The 16,278-nt window shown below is 65.7% G+C and carries 14 protein-coding genes, 1 tRNA gene and 2 pseudogenes; 6 read left to right on the top strand and 11 right to left on the bottom strand.

Annotation, left to right across the window (positions count from 1 at the left end):
- Window positions 1-237: 237 nt before the first annotated feature.
- Window positions 238-648, bottom strand: coding sequence for a RidA family protein (locus ABT130_RS36255; protein ID WP_350913811.1), 411 nt, complete (start codon window positions 646-648; stop codon window positions 238-240).
- 514 nt (window positions 649-1,162) lie between these two features.
- On the opposite strand from ABT130_RS36255, the gene ABT130_RS36260 reads away from it, so the two are divergent.
- Window positions 1,163-1,228 (top strand) — tRNA-Ser (locus ABT130_RS36260).
- A gap of 103 nt (window positions 1,229-1,331) precedes the next feature.
- Here the strand turns inward: ABT130_RS36260 and ABT130_RS36265 are convergent.
- The 3 genes from ABT130_RS36265 to ABT130_RS36275 all read right to left on the bottom strand — a co-directional run bounded on the left by ABT130_RS36265 (window position 1,332) and on the right by ABT130_RS36275 (window position 3,625).
- The gene (locus ABT130_RS36265; RefSeq protein ID WP_350963405.1) at window positions 1,332-2,543 is read right to left on the bottom strand and encodes an ISAs1 family transposase; all 1,212 of its coding nucleotides are present in this window, start codon (window positions 2,541-2,543) and stop codon (window positions 1,332-1,334) included.
- Between the two features lie 208 nt (window positions 2,544-2,751).
- Window positions 2,752-3,096 carry a DUF1801 domain-containing protein gene (locus ABT130_RS36270; RefSeq protein WP_350963357.1) on the bottom strand — a complete coding sequence of 115 codons (345 nt, stop codon included), beginning with the start codon at window positions 3,094-3,096 and terminating at the stop codon, window positions 2,752-2,754.
- 40 nt (window positions 3,097-3,136) lie between these two features.
- Window positions 3,137-3,625 carry a cupin domain-containing protein gene (locus ABT130_RS36275; protein ID WP_030926130.1) on the bottom strand — a complete coding sequence of 163 codons (489 nt, stop codon included), beginning with the start codon at window positions 3,623-3,625 and terminating at the stop codon, window positions 3,137-3,139.
- Window positions 3,626-4,141: 516 nt separating this feature from the next.
- Between ABT130_RS36275 and ABT130_RS36280 the strand changes: the two genes are divergently transcribed.
- Window positions 4,142-4,654, top strand: a complete 513-nt coding sequence (locus ABT130_RS36280) for a DUF6461 domain-containing protein (RefSeq protein WP_350963360.1) — start codon at window positions 4,142-4,144, stop codon at window positions 4,652-4,654.
- Window positions 4,655-5,742: 1,088 nt separating this feature from the next.
- Here the strand turns inward: ABT130_RS36280 and ABT130_RS36285 are convergent.
- The 3 genes and pseudogenes from ABT130_RS36285 to ABT130_RS36295 all read right to left on the bottom strand — a co-directional run.
- Window positions 5,743-6,633 (bottom strand): annotated as a pseudogene (locus ABT130_RS36285) (transposase); the annotation flags it as partial.
- 380 nt (window positions 6,634-7,013) lie between these two features.
- Window positions 7,014-7,694: a VC0807 family protein gene (locus tag ABT130_RS36290; RefSeq protein ID WP_350963363.1), complete on the bottom strand. Its 681-nt coding sequence runs from the start codon at window positions 7,692-7,694 to the stop codon at window positions 7,014-7,016.
- Entirely contained in the window at window positions 7,691-8,911 is a 1,221-nt protein-coding gene (locus ABT130_RS36295; protein ID WP_350963366.1) for an alpha/beta hydrolase family protein, read from the bottom strand. The genes ABT130_RS36290 and ABT130_RS36295 overlap by 4 nt, the downstream gene beginning before the upstream one ends.
- A 92-nt stretch (window positions 8,912-9,003) precedes the next feature.
- On the opposite strand from ABT130_RS36295, the gene ABT130_RS36300 reads away from it, so the two are divergent.
- The 3 genes from ABT130_RS36300 (at window position 9,004) to ABT130_RS36310 (ending at window position 11,229) form a co-directional block, all read left to right on the top strand.
- The gene (locus ABT130_RS36300; protein ID WP_203956329.1) at window positions 9,004-9,582 is read left to right on the top strand and encodes a TetR/AcrR family transcriptional regulator; all 579 of its coding nucleotides are present in this window, start codon (window positions 9,004-9,006) and stop codon (window positions 9,580-9,582) included.
- Window positions 9,583-10,045: 463 nt separating this feature from the next.
- Complete coding sequence (locus ABT130_RS36305; RefSeq protein ID WP_350963368.1) at window positions 10,046-10,621, top strand: hypothetical protein; 576 nt, start codon at window positions 10,046-10,048, stop codon at window positions 10,619-10,621.
- Window positions 10,622-10,659: 38 nt separating this feature from the next.
- Window positions 10,660-11,229, top strand: coding sequence for a hypothetical protein (locus ABT130_RS36310; protein WP_350927686.1), 570 nt, complete (start codon window positions 10,660-10,662; stop codon window positions 11,227-11,229).
- A gap of 58 nt (window positions 11,230-11,287) precedes the next feature.
- On the opposite strand, the pseudogene ABT130_RS36315 reads toward ABT130_RS36310, so the two are convergent.
- A pseudogene (locus tag ABT130_RS36315) lies at window positions 11,288-11,443 on the bottom strand (IS630 family transposase); the annotation flags it as partial.
- 480 nt (window positions 11,444-11,923) lie between these two features.
- Between ABT130_RS36315 and ABT130_RS36320 the strand changes: the two are divergent.
- Window positions 11,924-12,454: an HAD family hydrolase gene (locus ABT130_RS36320; RefSeq protein ID WP_350963371.1), complete on the top strand. Its 531-nt coding sequence runs from the start codon at window positions 11,924-11,926 to the stop codon at window positions 12,452-12,454.
- A 502-nt stretch (window positions 12,455-12,956) separates the two neighbouring features.
- Here ABT130_RS36320 and ABT130_RS36325 read toward each other — a convergent pair.
- The 3 genes from ABT130_RS36325 to ABT130_RS36335 form a co-directional block, all read right to left on the bottom strand.
- Window positions 12,957-13,592 carry a DUF6461 domain-containing protein gene (locus ABT130_RS36325; RefSeq protein WP_350963373.1) on the bottom strand — a complete coding sequence of 212 codons (636 nt, stop codon included), beginning with the start codon at window positions 13,590-13,592 and terminating at the stop codon, window positions 12,957-12,959.
- Between the two features lie 912 nt (window positions 13,593-14,504).
- Window positions 14,505-15,305 carry an ABC transporter ATP-binding protein gene (locus ABT130_RS36330; RefSeq protein WP_350963376.1) on the bottom strand — a complete coding sequence of 267 codons (801 nt, stop codon included), beginning with the start codon at window positions 15,303-15,305 and terminating at the stop codon, window positions 14,505-14,507.
- A gap of 140 nt (window positions 15,306-15,445) precedes the next feature.
- Window positions 15,446-16,090, bottom strand: a complete 645-nt coding sequence (locus tag ABT130_RS36335) for a FadR/GntR family transcriptional regulator (protein WP_350913819.1) — start codon at window positions 16,088-16,090, stop codon at window positions 15,446-15,448.
- Between the last annotated feature and the right edge of the window lie 188 nt (window positions 16,091-16,278).

Consider the following 16,278-nt stretch of genomic DNA (forward strand, 5'->3'; position numbering starts at 1 on the left):
CGGGCGGGCGCCCGCTGGGCGCCCCCCCCCGCGCCCCGCGGGTGGCGCGGCCCGGGGGGGGGGGCGCCGCCCCCCCCCCCCCCGGCCCTGCGCCTGCGCCCGCGCGCCGGGCATGCGGCCTGGGGGCCGGTCCCGGCGCGCGGGCAGGACTCCGGGCCGTCGCCGTACGCCAGCCGCGCCGCCCGGACCATGCTGCCCGCCCATGGTCACGCCGCCGCCCAGATGCGGCCTTACCGCTCAGGAATCAAGTACGGCGGCGACGGCTTCGATCTCAACGAGCTGGTCGTCGTAACCAAGCACAGTGACTCCCATCAAGGTGCTCGGTACGTCATGGTCACCGAATGAGTCCCGGACTACCTTCCAGGCAGCCACCAAATCCTCCCGCCGGGTGGACGCGACGAGAACCCTTGTGCTGATGACGTCCTGCAATGATGCGCCAGAGGCAGTGAGAGCCGCCTGCATGTTCTCGATGGCTTTCGCTGCTTGGCCCGCGTAGTCCCCAATCGCTGCCGTCGAGCCGTCCTCGTTCAGGGGACACGCTCCAGCGAGGAAGACGAGTCGCGACTCGGCAGGCGCCGTGGCTGCGTAAGCATACTCGGCGACGTCGGACAGAGAAGCGGAGCGGATCAAAGTGATGGCGCTAGGCATGGTCCCTCAGTTCCTTTCGTATCAGGCACAGAGCGACCACCCTGACATCGGCATCCTGCTGCCGCATCCTCTTTTCGCAGCCAAGCCGCCCGTACCTCGCGGCCCGCCCATGGTCACGCCGCCGCACAGCTACAGCCCTACGATCGCCACTCCGTGGTCGGACGCTGTACGTGGTCGGGGGCGATCGACGATCCAGGGTTCGTTCCTCACCCTGGTTCAGCGAGCGAGGTAGTTGATCGCCGAGCGATCCTTGGGCCTCGTCCCTGTGGGCAGCCATCGAGGAGTTCTCCCACTTCACCGCTGATGACGACGGGTACATGTTGTCGCTCACCAAAGGATCTTGTCGGTCTGGCGCGTCGAGCGAGAGAAAACGATCAGATGCTCTACTGCTGGTGCTCCTTGTGACATGCCTGGCGGCCGTGCCCGTTGCGTGCCCGATGGGGTGGGAAACAAGGGGGAAAGGCGGGGAGACATGGGGAACGCGATCAGTGTGCTGAGCTGTGTTTGCCCTGATGGAGCATGATCGGCATGCGTCTTTGCAAGCAGGATGTCAGGAGTTCGAATCTCCTAGGCTCCACCAGCCAAAACGCCGCTTCCTCGATCAAGAGGAGCGGCGTTCGGGCCATTAACTTTTGGAAACCGGCACATCGGCCGCGTCCACTTCGTCAGGGCTGAAGGAGTTCTCACATCGTGAGACTCAGGGCGATCAGCGGGTTGTGGAAGTCATCACGCGCCCACCGGGTGCCATCGGCGATGTTGGTGAAGCCGAGCAGGCGTAGCGCGCCGATCGCGTAGCTGCGCATGGTGGCCAGGATCGACGGGGCCGAGGCGGTACGGACCCTGCATCGGTCCTCCCCGAGGGTGACATCCCTCACGTAATGATCTTTGTTTTCGATCGACCATTCGCCCCTGACCAGCTCGGCCAGGCGTCGTGGGCCGGCCAGCGTCGCGGGCAGGTTGGTGACGCCCAGCACCGCGACGCTCGACAACGGCTTCCAGCGCAGGTCGTAGACGTGGCGTTCGAGGAGGAAGACTTGCTTGACGTGCAGGAAGCGGGTTGTGGCCGGGGCGGGCATGACCTGGATGGTGCGGATCTCGGTGCGGCCGTGGCCGCGGTCGTAGGTGGTCCATCCGATCGGCACGGCCTTCCAGGCCAGAGCGTCGAGCTGGTCGAACAGGGCCGGCTGGTTGCCGCCGACCGGGAAGACGTAGAAGGCCTCACGCCGGTGCAGGTAGCGGGCGTGCTCCCGCTGCGTATGGTGCCTGTCGGCGCTGATCACGACGTTCTTCAGGCAGCCGATTTGGTCCAGCAGCGGGGCGAAGGCAGTGATCTCGTTGGATTTGGAGCTGACGTCGATCGTCGCGACCATGAGGGCGTCGTCGGCCAACTGTGCGCCGAGTCGATGTCGGGCGGGTGTGCCGGGGGTGGCGGTGCCGCGCTGGGTCTTGCCGTCGACGGTCATGGGGATCAGTTCGTCGGGATCGTCGTACAACTCGCGCAGTTGGCCGGTCCGGTGCATGGCGTAGGCAGCGTCCACATATGCGGCGTTGACCTGCGCGATCGTTCGGCACACGGTATCGGGGTGCGGGGCTTGGAACAGGCCGGTCCGCCGATCCCGCTGGGCGCCGAGCTGGGCCAGGACCTCTTGCGGAGCGCGGGCGATCCAGTGCCGGATCGCGGCGGAGGAGACCGCGCCGGACACGATCGCCGCCTGGACCAGGGCCAACATCAAGGCCAGTGGATAGCGCCGTCCGCGTCGATCACGAGGATCTGGGACCTGGGCCCATGCCTGGCGCAGACCGGCCATGTCCACGACCTCATCGGCTGGTGTGAGAGATCCGTGCTGGTCAGCGGCGCTGGTGGTGGCGCTGATGGCGGACACGACGGGCGGCATGGCAAACTGCACGGACAACGAGGCTCAGGTAGATCGGATTGGCGTGAGAACCGCCGTTCTACGGGGCCTTGTTGCATGTCAGGACTTCGCCATGCCGTACGCGATCAACCCGTGACCTGCGAATCCCCTTCTGGTCGTCTCAACATTCGAGAACTCCGTCAGCCCTGATGCCGGGGCCGTGGCCCTGCCGCGGCAGACACCCTCGCAACTACAAGGTGGCCGTGGTCTTTTCCAGGATGCCGGCAAGTGCGTCGTAGTCGACGTTATCTCCTTCCTTGATGTCGACGGTCTTGCGTTCACCGGCGCCCATTGCCCGGAGGAATCCCTTGACCTCAGGGATGTCCGTCGCGTTGAACACCATGAACGAGACCTTGGCCTTGGCTACCGCGATGACGGCCGCGTAGTGCCCGTTCTTGAGGTAGTGCGGCTTGCCGTACTGGAGCCGTTCCTCGACACCTGGAATGGTCTCGCCGATCATCGCACGTAGTTTCTCGCACACGTCGATCTGCCACGGCTGCGTCTTGTTGATGTACTGGGTGACGTCGTCGTTCATGCTCTTCACCTTGATTTACTGTTCGCTGGAAAGGATGGGCCTATACCCAGAACGTGTCGTGGCGGAGGTAGAACTCGGCGAGTTCCTCCTCGCTGGGGCGCCCGGACACGGCGAACTCGACCAGCCCTTCGAAGTAGCCCTCGCGGGGCGCGCCGGGCGAGAAGTGCAGCAGCATGCTGGCCGGTTCACCGGACTCGTTCCGGAAGCCGTGGATGCCGCCCTCAGGGACGTGCACGAAGTCGCCAGGGACGGTGTCGATCCACCGGGTGCCGTCGTAGATGCGGATTGTGCCGGCGAGGACGTAGAACGACTCGGAGATCGAGCGGTGGAAGTGCGGGCTCGGGCCGCTCGGCACCGGGCCCATCTCCCACCGGTACATCCCGAACTGCCCGTTCGTCGAGGCCCCGGTGGCGAGGTAGTGCGTCACGGTGCCACCGGAGGACCGCAGCTCGGGCTCGTGGTCCGCGGTGCGGTAGGTGGCGTTGATCTCGCCCGTGTCGCCGAGGTAGCGGGGTTCTGGATAGCTCATGAAGGTCCTGCACTCACTGTCTGGGGGTCGTCATCGGGCGCCCAGGCAGCGGCATAGGTGACGTTGGTCATGGTCGCGACCGTACCGAACGGGTCTGACAAATAGTCGCTATTCGGAAGCACTGCCGCATCGAAATACGCCCCGGACCCCCAATTTATCCGACGACTCGGTACGCCTCTTGATGCGCGAGTTCCTCACCTCTATGCGGCGCCTACGGCGTCCTTCGGATAGGCGCCGGCCGCTCGGCTCTCTCACGTCCTGTACCTCATGCAGGACAGGATCAAGCCGGTACCGCCCTCACGATCGCCTGACTATGGCTGATCTCCGCCCAGGGTCGGGGGCGATCGAAGGTCTGGGGCTTCGTGCCTCAGCCCCAGCCCACCGGGTAACGGGGCTGTCCCAGGTCGACCGCGCTCACGACGCCCGGCACATGAGGCTGAGAGGATCGCCCGTGATTTCCGTCAGACCCGCATGCCAGGATTCCCCTGATTTAGCCTCAGAGAGAGCAGGATTCCCATGAGCGTTTACAGCTGGCTTGATGATGATGCGTTCTGCGCAACGCACGTCCGCGGCCTCACTCCACACGAGGCGTTGGCCCGCCTCGGTATCGAGGTGTTTGACGGTGACGATGAGGAAGGTGAGATCGAGGAGGGTCTCATCTGTGCTCATCCGGCCGAGGGCGGCACCATTCTGGGCGAGTGGAACGGCTTCGCCGGCAGACTGGATGAGGTGTTGCGGCCCTTGTCGGCGGGAACGGTCACGGCAAGCGTCTTTGTCAACGTGAACAGGGTCGCGTCCTTCAAGCACTACGCGGACGGTCGCAAGATCCTGTCTTTCGACCCGCTGATCCCCCATGACGCAGACGACGCCCCGCAGGACTACTTGGCTGACCGGATCGAGCTCGGCCTAGTCCATGGCAACTCGGAGGGCGGGCTTGTCGCGGCGCGGCAGCTGGCCGAGCGCATCACCGGGGTACGGCCGAATGTTTCCAGCCACATCGTGGTCGCCCACGGCGTCCTTGAGTACTGAGACTTTTCAGTCTTACGTGCCGGGTGTCGTGAGCCTGGTCGCACAGCGGCTTGCCGAACGGTGGTCTGTTTCTTGTCCTGACCATCGATGAGCTGTGGCGCCAAGATGAAAAGGTTCACGATGTGGTGACGGCCTCCGGTGCTATCCAGCATCCCCGGCGTCGTGCCCGATCGCCTACGGCAAGCCGTACCCATGCGGGGAGGGGCGGCACAATGCCGGAGATCGTCTCAACGAGAGTACCGCCGTGCCCGTCGCGTGCCCGATGGGACGGGAAACAAGGGGGAACAGCGGGGAGTCACGGGGAACGCGATCAGCACTGTGAGCTGCGTCTTCGCAGGTCGAGCAAGATCGGTATGCGTCTTTGCAAGCAGGATGTCAGGAGTTCGAATCTCCTAGGCTCCACCACACTTCAGAGGCCATCTCCCATGATCAGGGAGTGGCCTTTTTGATCTTGTACAGCAGCAAAATACAGCAACGGCTACGTATCAGGGCTGCTCATCGAACTGGATGAGTGCCGTCTGTGTGCTCTGGGGTGGAGAGGCCGTCGTAAGCCTGGCCGTCTTGGGGTTGCCTATTCCCCTGCCTTCCTCAGGGCTGGAGCCTCTGGCTGTGGGAGGAATTTGGGAGGCGAGCCCAGGGAGGCCGGGCTTAGTACTCCAGCCGCACTTTGTGGTCAGGCATCGCAGCCGGCCTGGGGATCCTGGGGGCACGCTTGGCAGCCGGATTGCCTCCCCCCTGAGGGGCACCGGGGCCCTAGGGTTTGTCAGTTCCTGTCTGTACCCTCCCCTCGGCTCACTCTTACCTCGGGAGCCTTCTGGTCACGCGAGGTCTGACGAGTTCGGGACAGGTCAAGACAGCAAGGAGAGCACGGCATGAGCGATCTCGTACTGCGTGACACGATCCAGGACGACCTTCAGGTGTTCTACCGGCATCAGTTGGACCCGGTGGCCAACCGGATGGCGGCCTTCACCGTCGAGGACCCAGCGGACCTGGACGCCTTCACCACCCGCTGGACCAAAATTCTCAATGACGATGGCAGCGCCAAAGAGACGATCATGCTCGACGGCGAGGTGGTGGGTCATGTCCTGACCTATGATCAGATCGCCTTCCCAGTGTCCGGGCACGGCCCGGTCGGCGGCCTCGGCGGGCCGCTGACTGATCAGCACGTTCTCGGTCACGAACTTCTTTCCGCGCTGGCGGGTCCGGGCCCGCGGCACCCGCAGCGCCCGCCCGGTGCGCAGGCAGGCGGTCAGCTCGCGCCGCAACGCGCCGCGGCCCTGGATATACAGAGCCTGGTAGATGGCCTCGTGCGAGATCCGCATCGTCTCATCCTCGGGAAAATCGACCGGGAGCCTGCCCGCAATCTGCTCCGGACTCCATGACGTCGCCCAGCGCCGGTCCCGGCGGCGCCCGTGACGTCGCCCGATCCAGCGGACCTGCGGTCCTTCGATTGCGCTGCCGTCCGGGGCGCGGACCGTGCCGGCCAGCCGATCTTGCACATACTCCCGCAGCCGGTCGTTGGCGGCGAGCTTGCTCACCTTAGGCCGGCGCGCCTGACGGTCGGCGTGCCACTGCGCGACCGAGGCCCGGTAGTCCAGCCGTCCGCCTCGGGTCGCCGCGTTGCGCCGCAGCTCCCGCGAGATCGTCGACGGGGCACGTCCCAGACTGCGGGCTATCTCCCGCACCCCGCACCCCTGGGCGCGCAGCATGGCGATCTCCTCGCGCTCGGCGAACGACAGGTAGCGGCCCGAGGGAGGGGCCAGGCTGATCGGCGGCATACCGCCACCCTCACGAAACCACCGCGGCCCCAGCGGCATCGACACACCGCACGCGACAGCGGCCTCCTCGCTCGACAGCCCTTCGGCGATCAGCCGCCAGAACCTCTGCTTCTCCTCATGCCGGTTGACCGGAGGCCGCCCCGGTGATCGAAGCGGCGGACGACCAGCTTGAAGCGCCGCACGCGCCCTTCCTTGCGCCACAACATCCTCCTCGAAGATCGAGGTGTTGCGACGACCGGTTGAATCCGCCCTCCGACCCGCGATCGGAGTGGAAGATCACCCCGGTCCACGGCACCGCCGCGGGTGGCCACTGCCATCTGCAGCGAGGCGACCGTCAGCGCTGTGCCGCCCCAGGCGGCTGACCAGCGGGCAAGGCATGTGGAGCGCCCGGTGCGTGGAGACACGCACGCCGGGTGCGGCGGGCGGGCCGGGGAAACCCACCGTGAGCAATCACGACAGGGCGCCCCGGTCCGACCCAACACAGCAACGTCCCCAGACGCCAGCACATCTGCCCCACCGTTTGCCTCGGCGGGTGGCCCCGCGTCCGCCGTGTCCTCCCAGGCCCCGTCATCATTCGCGGCTCAGTCGTCGGACAGTGTCCTGGCGGGAACCGCGTCCCGGGAGCCGGCCTCCGAACTGGAGGCCTTCTTCGCCGCCTCTTCGCCGCGCTTGCCGTACCAGGCGCTCCATGCTCCGAGCAGGCCGATGGTCGCCACCAGGAGGATCGACGACAGCCCGGCCATGACATCGGTCGGCAGCCAGTAGACCAGGGGGAGGCGGACGGCCGACTCGACCAGAAGCGCGATTCCCCAGACGAGGGTCATCGCCAGGTAGGTCCGGCGGAACATCGGCTCCGCCGCGTACAGGACGTCCCAGCGCCGCGCGGTGTCCGCGTCTTCGGCGCCGAAGCGCTTCGCCACGGCGAAGGCCGCGGGACGGCCTGCGACGCAGGAACCCAGGAAGATCAGGCCCGCGACCGCGGTGGTGACGGACTTGATGGCCAGGAGGAACTTCGCGTCTCCCGTCAGCAAGGAGAGGATCATTCCCACGCCGAAGACGACGCCCATGAAGGCGGCGAATCCATCGAAGCGACGCTGCCGGACGGCGACGTAGGCGACCCGCAGGAATCCGACGCTCGCCGCCGTCAGCATGGCGGCGTACTCGCTCACGCTCAGCGCGCGGCACGCATAGTAGGTGCCGATCACCGGCACCACGTCCCACAGCACGACCGAAACGATCTGGTTGTTACCTGAACGGCTCATTTCTCACCCCTGAAGGTCTCGTCGAGCCAGTCACTGATGCGGGCCATGGCCAGTCGCTGGGCGCCTGATTGGCAATGGGCGTCGGCACCCTCCTCGGCGGTGAACTCGAGGAAGGTTCTCGGGCAGGTCAGGTGATCGTGGAGCGCCTCGGGCTGGCCTTGGAAGGCGAAGTCGCCGGGGGCCGAGCAGACCAGGGTGGGGCACCTGATCCGCTCGGCGATGCCGTCACGAAGGTGATAGTCGAGCATCTTGGCCGCGTACCCGCGCGGTGACCGGGCGCCGGTGACCCACATGCCGTGGGTGAAGGCCCACCGCATGACGGGGTCGTTCGCCATGAGGCCTTGAATGATCTCGTCGACCTCGGGCGCGGACTCGGCGCCCAGCACGGCCCGCGCCTGATCGCGGTCCTCGCCGAAGTGGCCCGCGACGATCGCCCCCATGTCGTAGACGCCGTCGAAGGCGATGAGCGCGTTGATCCGCGGTTCGAAGGCGGCGGCGCGTGGCGCCAGCAGTCCTCCCATGCTGGCGCCCAGCAGCGCGACCCGCTCAGGATCGACCTCGGGCAGCGCGAGCAGGTAGTCGAGCACCGGGCCGACCACCTTCTCCCAGTCTGGCCGGAACACCAACCCTTCGCGGTGCATCGGCCCAGGCTGCCCGGGGCCGTCGAAGGTGAGGACGTGGTAGCCGCGTTCGGCGAACGCCGCCGCGCCGAAGAAGTGCATTTCCTCTGCGCTGCCGTCGAAGCCGTTGTGCATCACGATGGTGGGCCGGGGTGTACGGCTGTCGCCCGCCCGGTAGAGGTAGCCGGTGAGAGCGGTGTGCGCGTACGGGATCAGCACCGGTTCGATCCTGATGTCCGACAGCCGGGCCGCCGCGCGAAACGACTCCACGCCGAGCGCGTAGGACTGGTCGACGCGCGGGTCGGACGGGTCGCCGTGCAGGAAGAACTCGGCAGAGCGGTAGTAGGTGGACGCCCGCAGCAACCCGTCACGCGCGCTGACCTCGTGGCCGGCCGCCAGGCTCCGCCGAGCTTCGCCGGCGACGCGGTCGGCCGTCGCCCGCCACTCCTTGTGCCAGCTGTCGTAGTCACTCTCGGTGATCCGCTGTGCGGTGGTGATCACTTCACCGAAGTCCGCGCCGCCGTAGGCGATGTGGCCGAGCAAGCGCAGCGTCTCGTACCAGAACGTGACGTCCTTCTCAAAGATCAGCGCATCCACGCCCGTCCCCTTAATGCGAAATTATTCGCTTCAAGGGGAAGTTAGCGCGGCGACGCGCTTAAAGCAAGACTATTCGCGTTAAGATGTCGGCCATGGCAGCACAGGAACCCGTACGCCGGCCCGGGGGGCGTAACGCCCGCGTCCGCACGGCCGTATGCGAGGCCGTCCTCGACCTGCTCCACGAGGCGGACTGGGACGATCTGAGCATCGCGCAGGTGGCGGAGCGATCCGGAGTCCACCAGGCCACGATCTACCGGCGCTGGGGCACGTTGGGCGCGTTGGTCGATGACGTGGTGACCGAGCAGCTCACGCGCTCGTCCCCGGTTCCCGACACCGGGACGCTCCGTGGGGACCTGGAGGCCTACGCGGTCCAGGTGGCCGAGGACGTGGCTGGCCCCCTCGGTCCCGTCTTCCTCCGTGCCGCCCTGGTGGGCGCGCGCCCGGAGGGAGAGCCTTCCAAGCATGTCTATCTTCTGGAGCGAGGCACGCAGCTCCAGAAGATGCTCGACCGCGCCAGGGATCGCGGGGAGAACCCCCCCACGTTGCTGGAGCTGCTGGAGGTCATCCTCGCACCGCTGTACTTCCACGCGATGTTCTTCGAACGGCCGACCAACGCGCACCACGCCCGGACACTGGTGGACAGGCTGCTCGCCCTCAGCGAGAAGAAATGAACGCCGTCGTTCTCGCCCGCGGCAGAGTTCACGGCCCCGGGAATGTCCCCGTACGAGCAGCGAGGCCGCGTGTCTGGGAAGACACGCGGCCTCGCTTGCTCAGGTGGGCGTTACTTCGAGACGTAGAGGCGGCGCGGTTGGCGGTCATGTGGGTTCTCCTTTTCGCTAGTGCTGTGACCGGAAACCTTCACCGGTCTCGCGTGTAGCCGCTGGCGTCGGTTGGATGTGTCCTACACGTCCGGCTGGCGCGAGGAGGCGCGGTGGGAGAACCGGTCCGAGTTCGAAGACTGATGGACGACCAATGCATTGCCGCTCTGCGGGAGTGGATCGAACAGGAGCGCTCAGGTAAGAGGGGCTGACCCTCACCCGCCCAAGTCAAGTCCTAGACGTTTCCAAGCGTGATCTTTTAGACCTGTGGGGCGGATGAGATCCATTCGCGGCAACACAGGGGGATCCAGCAAGTATGGGGATGTTTCGTAAGGCCGTGCCCGTCGCGACGGCGGTAGCCGCGCTGGCGATCGTGGCGATGGCGCCCGTCTCGGCGGCGTCGGCCTCGGCGGTGACGATCAGCGTTCAGCGCGCTCACGTCGAGACGGTGAAGGAGTGGCGGTCGAATTTCACCTGCCCGACGAACCAGGTGCTCACCGGTCGCAGCCACTACGGCGATGAGAACGCCGACACCACGTATTCCTGCAGCTTCATCTTCATCAACGGTGAGCAGGTCAGGGTGTCGCTGCTCGACTGGAGTACGCAGATGAAGGAGAAGGACTCCTTCTACGAACCCACCCTGGGGAGCGTCGCGATCGCCGGGCGGATGCACACCGGTGACGAGAACGGCATGACGCGGTACCGCCCCGCGACGCTGTTCTGGCAGGGCCGGCAGGTGCAGTTGATCAGCAAGACCTGGAGCGGCATCTACAAGGAGAACAACCACTCCTGGACCGCTGGACACAACCAGGTCATGACCGGCCGCCTGCACCTCGGGGACGAGAACGGCAAGACCCAGTACCAGTACTCGACGGTGACCTTCGCGGGCTGAACCCACAGACGTACTGGCACGAGAAAGAAGGAAAGACGATGACGAATCACCGCACGACCGTGTCCGCCGCGCTGGCCGTCGCCGCGCTGGCGGCCGTGACCATGGGTTCTCCCGCAGCGGCCGCCGATTACACGATCGAGGTCCGGGCCGGTTCCACCAAGACGATGCCGTCCGAGAAGAACTCCCAGTTCATCTGCCCGGTGAACCAGGTGCTCACCGGCCGCAGGCACGTCGGCGATGAGAACGCCCCGACCACGTACTACTGCGGAACGATCTACATCAACGGGCAGAAGGTCTACGTGCACTCCGGTGACTGGACCCAGCCCCGCAAGGAGAGCGAGGGCTATATCGTCGCCTCGGCCGACCAGGTGCTGGTCGGCAGATGGCACGAGAAGGACGAGAACGGCCCCACGAGGTACCGCACCGCCGCGCTGTACTGGCAGAACCGCCAGGTGAAGGTGACCGGCCCGATCTGGAGCGACCAGTACAAGGAGAGCAGCCACACCTCGATGGCGCCCTCCAACCAGGTCATGACGGGCCGGGTCCATAACGGCGACGAGAACGGCAAGACCCAATACCAGTACTCCAAGCTGGTCTTCACGGACTGACCCGAGGCCACGCTGCGACATGGCTCTGCTCCTGCGCGGCCAGGGGCAGAGCCTGCGCGCGGACGGTGTCCTCATCGGCGGCCACCAGGCGCGCGATCACCGCGACGGTGTTCCCCCCGGCCGAAGCCAACACGATCATCGCCCGCCGGTACCGGACCGAACTGGTGCTGCCCCGGCGGACGATCTGCTGCAGCTTCTGCCCTTCGGCGTCCATCAGTCTTCGTACTCGGACCGGTTCTCCCACCGCGCCTCCTCGCGCCAGCCGGACGTGTAGGACACATCCAACCGACGCCAGCGGCTACACGCGAGACCGGTGAAGGTTTCCGGTCACAGCACTAGGTGGGGTCGGATGCGGTCCGTAGGTGGCGCAGTAGGTCGGAGGCGAGTTGGTTGGACACGCCGAGCCGGGCGCGGAGGGTGTCGCGGCTGATGGGTTTGTGGTGGTGGGCGTGGTAGTCGGTGGCGACCTTGCGGGCGTTGTAGGTGACAGCAGCAATGACAGCAACGTCCCCTTACGGAAGCATCCTTCGACAGTCGCTCACAACCCTCTGACCATGGTCTCGGGTACGCCAGCAGGGTGATTGGTCCGCCTGGCTCGAAAATCGGTCCGTCAGTGGGCAGGCGGCAGCGAACCTCGACCGATGATTTCGGAACTGGTTATGTGAGATTGGGGCGGGGTCAGGCGGCTGACTGGTTGCTCTCTCTCGACCGGGCCGGCTACCCGCACCGTGAGGTCTTCTTCACCAAGGTCCGCGACCGCTTCACCTTGCCCGATTCAGTTGACGAGCTGTGGAGTCGCTGTCGTCAGCGGATGCCACACCTCGTCAACTGTCGACCCGAGGTGATGGACGGGCTGTCTCGACTCCGTGCGTCCGGCTGGGAGGTGGCGATCGTCACCAACGGAACCGCGGACAACCAGCTCGGGAAGATCCAGCGGACGGGACTGGCCGAGGCCGTCGACGCCTACGCGCTCTCAGGGGTCGACGGCATCCGTAAGCCCGACATCGGTCTGTTCAAGGTCGCGGCCAAGCGCTGTGGCGTGATCCTGGCCGAGGGGGGATGGATGGTCGGTGACCACCTCGTTGCCGACATCGGCGGAGGACGCGCAGCCGGTCTGCGTACGATCTGGGTCGACCGAGGCACGTGGCCCGACCACGATCATGACGCTGATCATGTCGTCACTGACGTGCTCCAGGCCCTGGAGATCCTGCACGCCGAGTGGTGATCGAGCGGCTGTGCCGTAGCCCCGAGGAGGCATGCCGTACAGCACGGAAGTACAGCAACAGGGCCGCACAACCCCTCACGTCAACATCCACCATCACACGCTTGAGCAGGCCGAGGAGCTCCCCAGGTGGTGACCGGCTCCCCTTTGCAAGCAGGATGTCAGGAGTTCGAATCTCCTAGGCTCCACCAGCCAGAACACCTCTTAACGGATCTTGGTGTGCGGCACTCGGGCCATTAGCTCACAGGGACCGGCACGGCCGCCCCGCCGTCGTTCTTCCTCTGCTCGGCCTCCACGCGTGCGCTCAGCGCGTTGGCGATCTTCTGATCGGCGTCCCGCGGCGCGTGCTGATCAAGCGGCGGCGCGCCGCGCCGCCGTACCCGGCCCTCTGCCGCCCGGGCGTGCGGCGTGGGCGCCGGTCCCGGCCGGAGGCGACCCGGGCCGTCCACCGACCCACGCACTCGCCGGACCCAAGGCACTCACCGACCACCGGCACGCCGCCACATCAGCCCTGAGATCGATGAACCATGACATCGGCTCCCAACAACGGCCCGTTCAAGACGTCCGGAGTCAATACGACACCGGTCAACCGCGCCGCGAGCATCAGAGCCCCGTCCACTATCGGGCGATCGAACCTCCCCTCCTCGTTCTCCTCATCCTCCTCATCGTCTTCAATGCTCAGTTCGTACGCAGGATCAAAGCCCACGTCCCTCATCAGGTCCACCAGACGATCCGGATCACTCCCATACCGCTCTGCGGGATCTATCGGATCAAAGACGGTTACCTGTTCTCCGTCAACGGCATAGGCAAAGCAGTCGGCCGCATCATCATGCCGCTGTACCGACACGGCCTCCGTCCCCACCGATAGCGCTTGCAAGGCGTCCAACGACTCCCTGCCGAACACCTCGATGAGCACGGTCCAGCCATCCAGGTGCCCCGCCAGGATCTTGTTAGGGGTGGGAGGAAAGGGCCACTCATCCATCAGCTCCTCATGGGTGAGCGACCGGATGCTCCCCTCTTCGACGCCCACACGCCGAAACGCCTCGGCCTCGTCGAGCCCCCGTACAAAGGTCAGACACCATATGCCAAGGAGCGCATAGTCACGGGCAAGCCAGGCGACATCGTCACGAGTGATCTCCATGCTGCACGCTTCCTACCGTTCTCCTGGACGTGCTGCCACAGTAACGAGCAGTTCCGACAATCACACCGCCCCCGAGTTCTATGGTCTTGGGCGCCATTCGCCTCCGGCGGGGGCCTCCGACTCCGGGATGGTCGCCAGGGCAAGGGCTGAGGTCGTAGGTGGCTGGCGACGGGAAGATCCGGCGGGGGAGGCGTGTGCGTCCGCACGGGGTTCTCAGATCGTGCCATTCGCGTGCCGGTAAGGCCGGGGAACAACGGGGAATCAGGGGGACTCACGGACAGGGCGAGACCGCCTCTGACCAGCGCCGCAGCAGATCACAGGGTCGCGTACCGAGATCTTCCAAACTGGTGGTCATGCGTGGAGCAGGATGTGCTGATCAAGCGCGTCGCAGCAGATATCGAAGCCGCTGTGCCGGGGGCATTCGACCTCACCAGACCGTGAGCAGTAGTAGATGTCCGAGCAACCGCAGTCAGAGAACTCGGGTAGAGGATCGGGAAGACTGTTCTTGATCGTGGACATGCGTTGAGGATCCCACGTCGCGAGGAAGAACCGGGACGACCGCCGGGCCATTAGCGGGCCATTAAGGGCGGTCAACAGGGGTCAGTCACGGTCACTCGCGGGGAGCCCTCCGCCCAGCTCACGGCCTGCACAGCCCGAGATCAGACCGATTTGCAAGCAGGATGTCAGGAGTTCAAATCTCCTAGGCTTCACTCAAAGTTCCTCACGGGAACAGGCTCCCGAGAACAGCCTGCCCCGAGGCTCGCTCAACCCGTAGTCCCGCACGGTATCACCGTGTGAGTGTTCGTATTGGCCCCGGCGCTGTCGCTGCTGTTCTCCCGATGAGCAGAGGATCGCGTCGTGGCTGGTGTGGCCATCGGAGATGTGTCAGCGGTCAGTTCATGCCTCCAGTAACTACCAGTTGAGCATCCGGTCGGCGCGGGCTTGCCAGCGCCGGTCGCGGTATTCGATCTGGATTGGGTAATTGAAGCTTTCGGTTACCAGCTCGGTGGTGAGTACATCGTGTGCAGGGCCGGAGGCGAGGACCCGGCCTTCTTTGATGAGCACGGCGTGCGTAGTTGTCTCGGGCAGTTCTTCAAGGTGGTGGGTGACGAGCACGGTCGCGAGGTCTGGTTGCGAGCGGTGCAGGTGATCGACTGTTTCGAGGAACCGTTCCCGTGCGGCCACGTCCAGGCCGGTCGACGGCTCGTCGAGTAGCAGCAACGGCGGATCAGGCAGTAGAGCCCTGGCGATGAGGGTTCTGCCGCGTTCGCCCTGTGACATGGTGGGCCAAGTCGCACCGTCCAGCTCTTTGAGGCCGAGCATCTCGATGAGGTATTCGGCGCGGGCCAGGATGTCGGGTTCTGCTTCCCAGCGGTTCATGAGTTCGGTTGTACCGGTCGCCCCGGTGAGGACGACCTGCCGCACGGTGAGCGCGGAGCGCAGCGGATGGCGGGGGTTGACGTGTCCGATGGACTCGCGCAGCTTGCGTATCTCGACGCGGCCGAGCTGGTGCCCGAGAACGTGGACGGAGCCGCGGGTGGGGTGTTTTTCGGCGCCGCACATACTCAGGATCGTGCTCTTGCCTGCCCCGTTGGGGCCGATGAGCGCCCAGTGCTCGCCCGCGTGGACAGTGAGGTTGATGTCGGTGAGAATCTGCCGCAATTCGCGGACGAAGTCCACGCTGTCCAAGCGCAGTATCTCGGTGGCGGTCAAGTGTGCTCCTTCCTTGCTCATGTCAATGTGTGTTCTCAGGGATGATCGCCTTGTGGTGCTCGATGCGGCGATCAGTCAGGACGCAGGACAGCCGGACAAGACCTGCCCGCCCGTGGTCAGGCTTCCAGGCCATGGAGCTGCTACGTGAGACCCTCTCTGAGGGTCAGCAGGTGGGTACGGCTGCGTTCTGCGGCGGCGGTCTCTTCCCGGTCGGCGATCGCGTCGGCCAGTTCGGTGTGGGCGGCGTGGTCGGCGTCGCTGCCGAACTCTTTACGGATACGGAGCATGTCGATCATCGCTTCGCGCAGTCGCGGGGTGAAGCTGTCGAACAGCTCGATAAGGACCGGGTTGTGGGCGGCGGCGACGATAGCGCGGTGGAAAGCGGTGTCGGCATCGACGTGGCTTTCGATGTCGGATCGGTGCTCGGCTCGCTGCGCAAGTGCGCGGCGGATGGCACGCAGGTCTGCGGGGGTGCGCCGCGCGGCGGCGAGGGCGGCGGCTTCTGTCTCGATGGCGATGCGCGCTTCGATGACGGACACGATCCCGGCTCGGCGAAGCACCACGTCCCAGTCCTCTGGCGCGTCGAGCGCGGTGACGAACACACCGGCGCCTTGGCGTGAGGCGAGCACGCCACGACCGGCGAGCTGACGGATCGCCTCGCGGACGGTGGAGCGACCGACGCCGAGCTGCGGCGCCAGGCTGGTCTCGCCGGGCAGCTTCTCGCCCAGACCCCACTCACCGGACCTGATCCGCTCCAGCAGCAGCTCGGCGGCCTGATCCGCCAATGGTGCCCGCCTCACCTGCGCCATATTTACGACCCTCTCTCTGCTCTGCTTGTCTGAGGAGTTGTGTTAGAGTCTACTCATGTTCTCTGTCGAGCTCCTTCTTCTTCGCCGCCACGGCGGGGCCTAGCTAGACCGGCTCCCTGTCGTGGAGCCGAACCCTGTGCCGGTCGCCAGGACCGAAGAAGAAG

This window comes from Streptosporangium sp. NPDC001681 (assembly GCF_040298085.1).
Lineage (GTDB): Bacteria > Actinomycetota > Actinomycetes > Streptosporangiales > Streptosporangiaceae > Streptosporangium.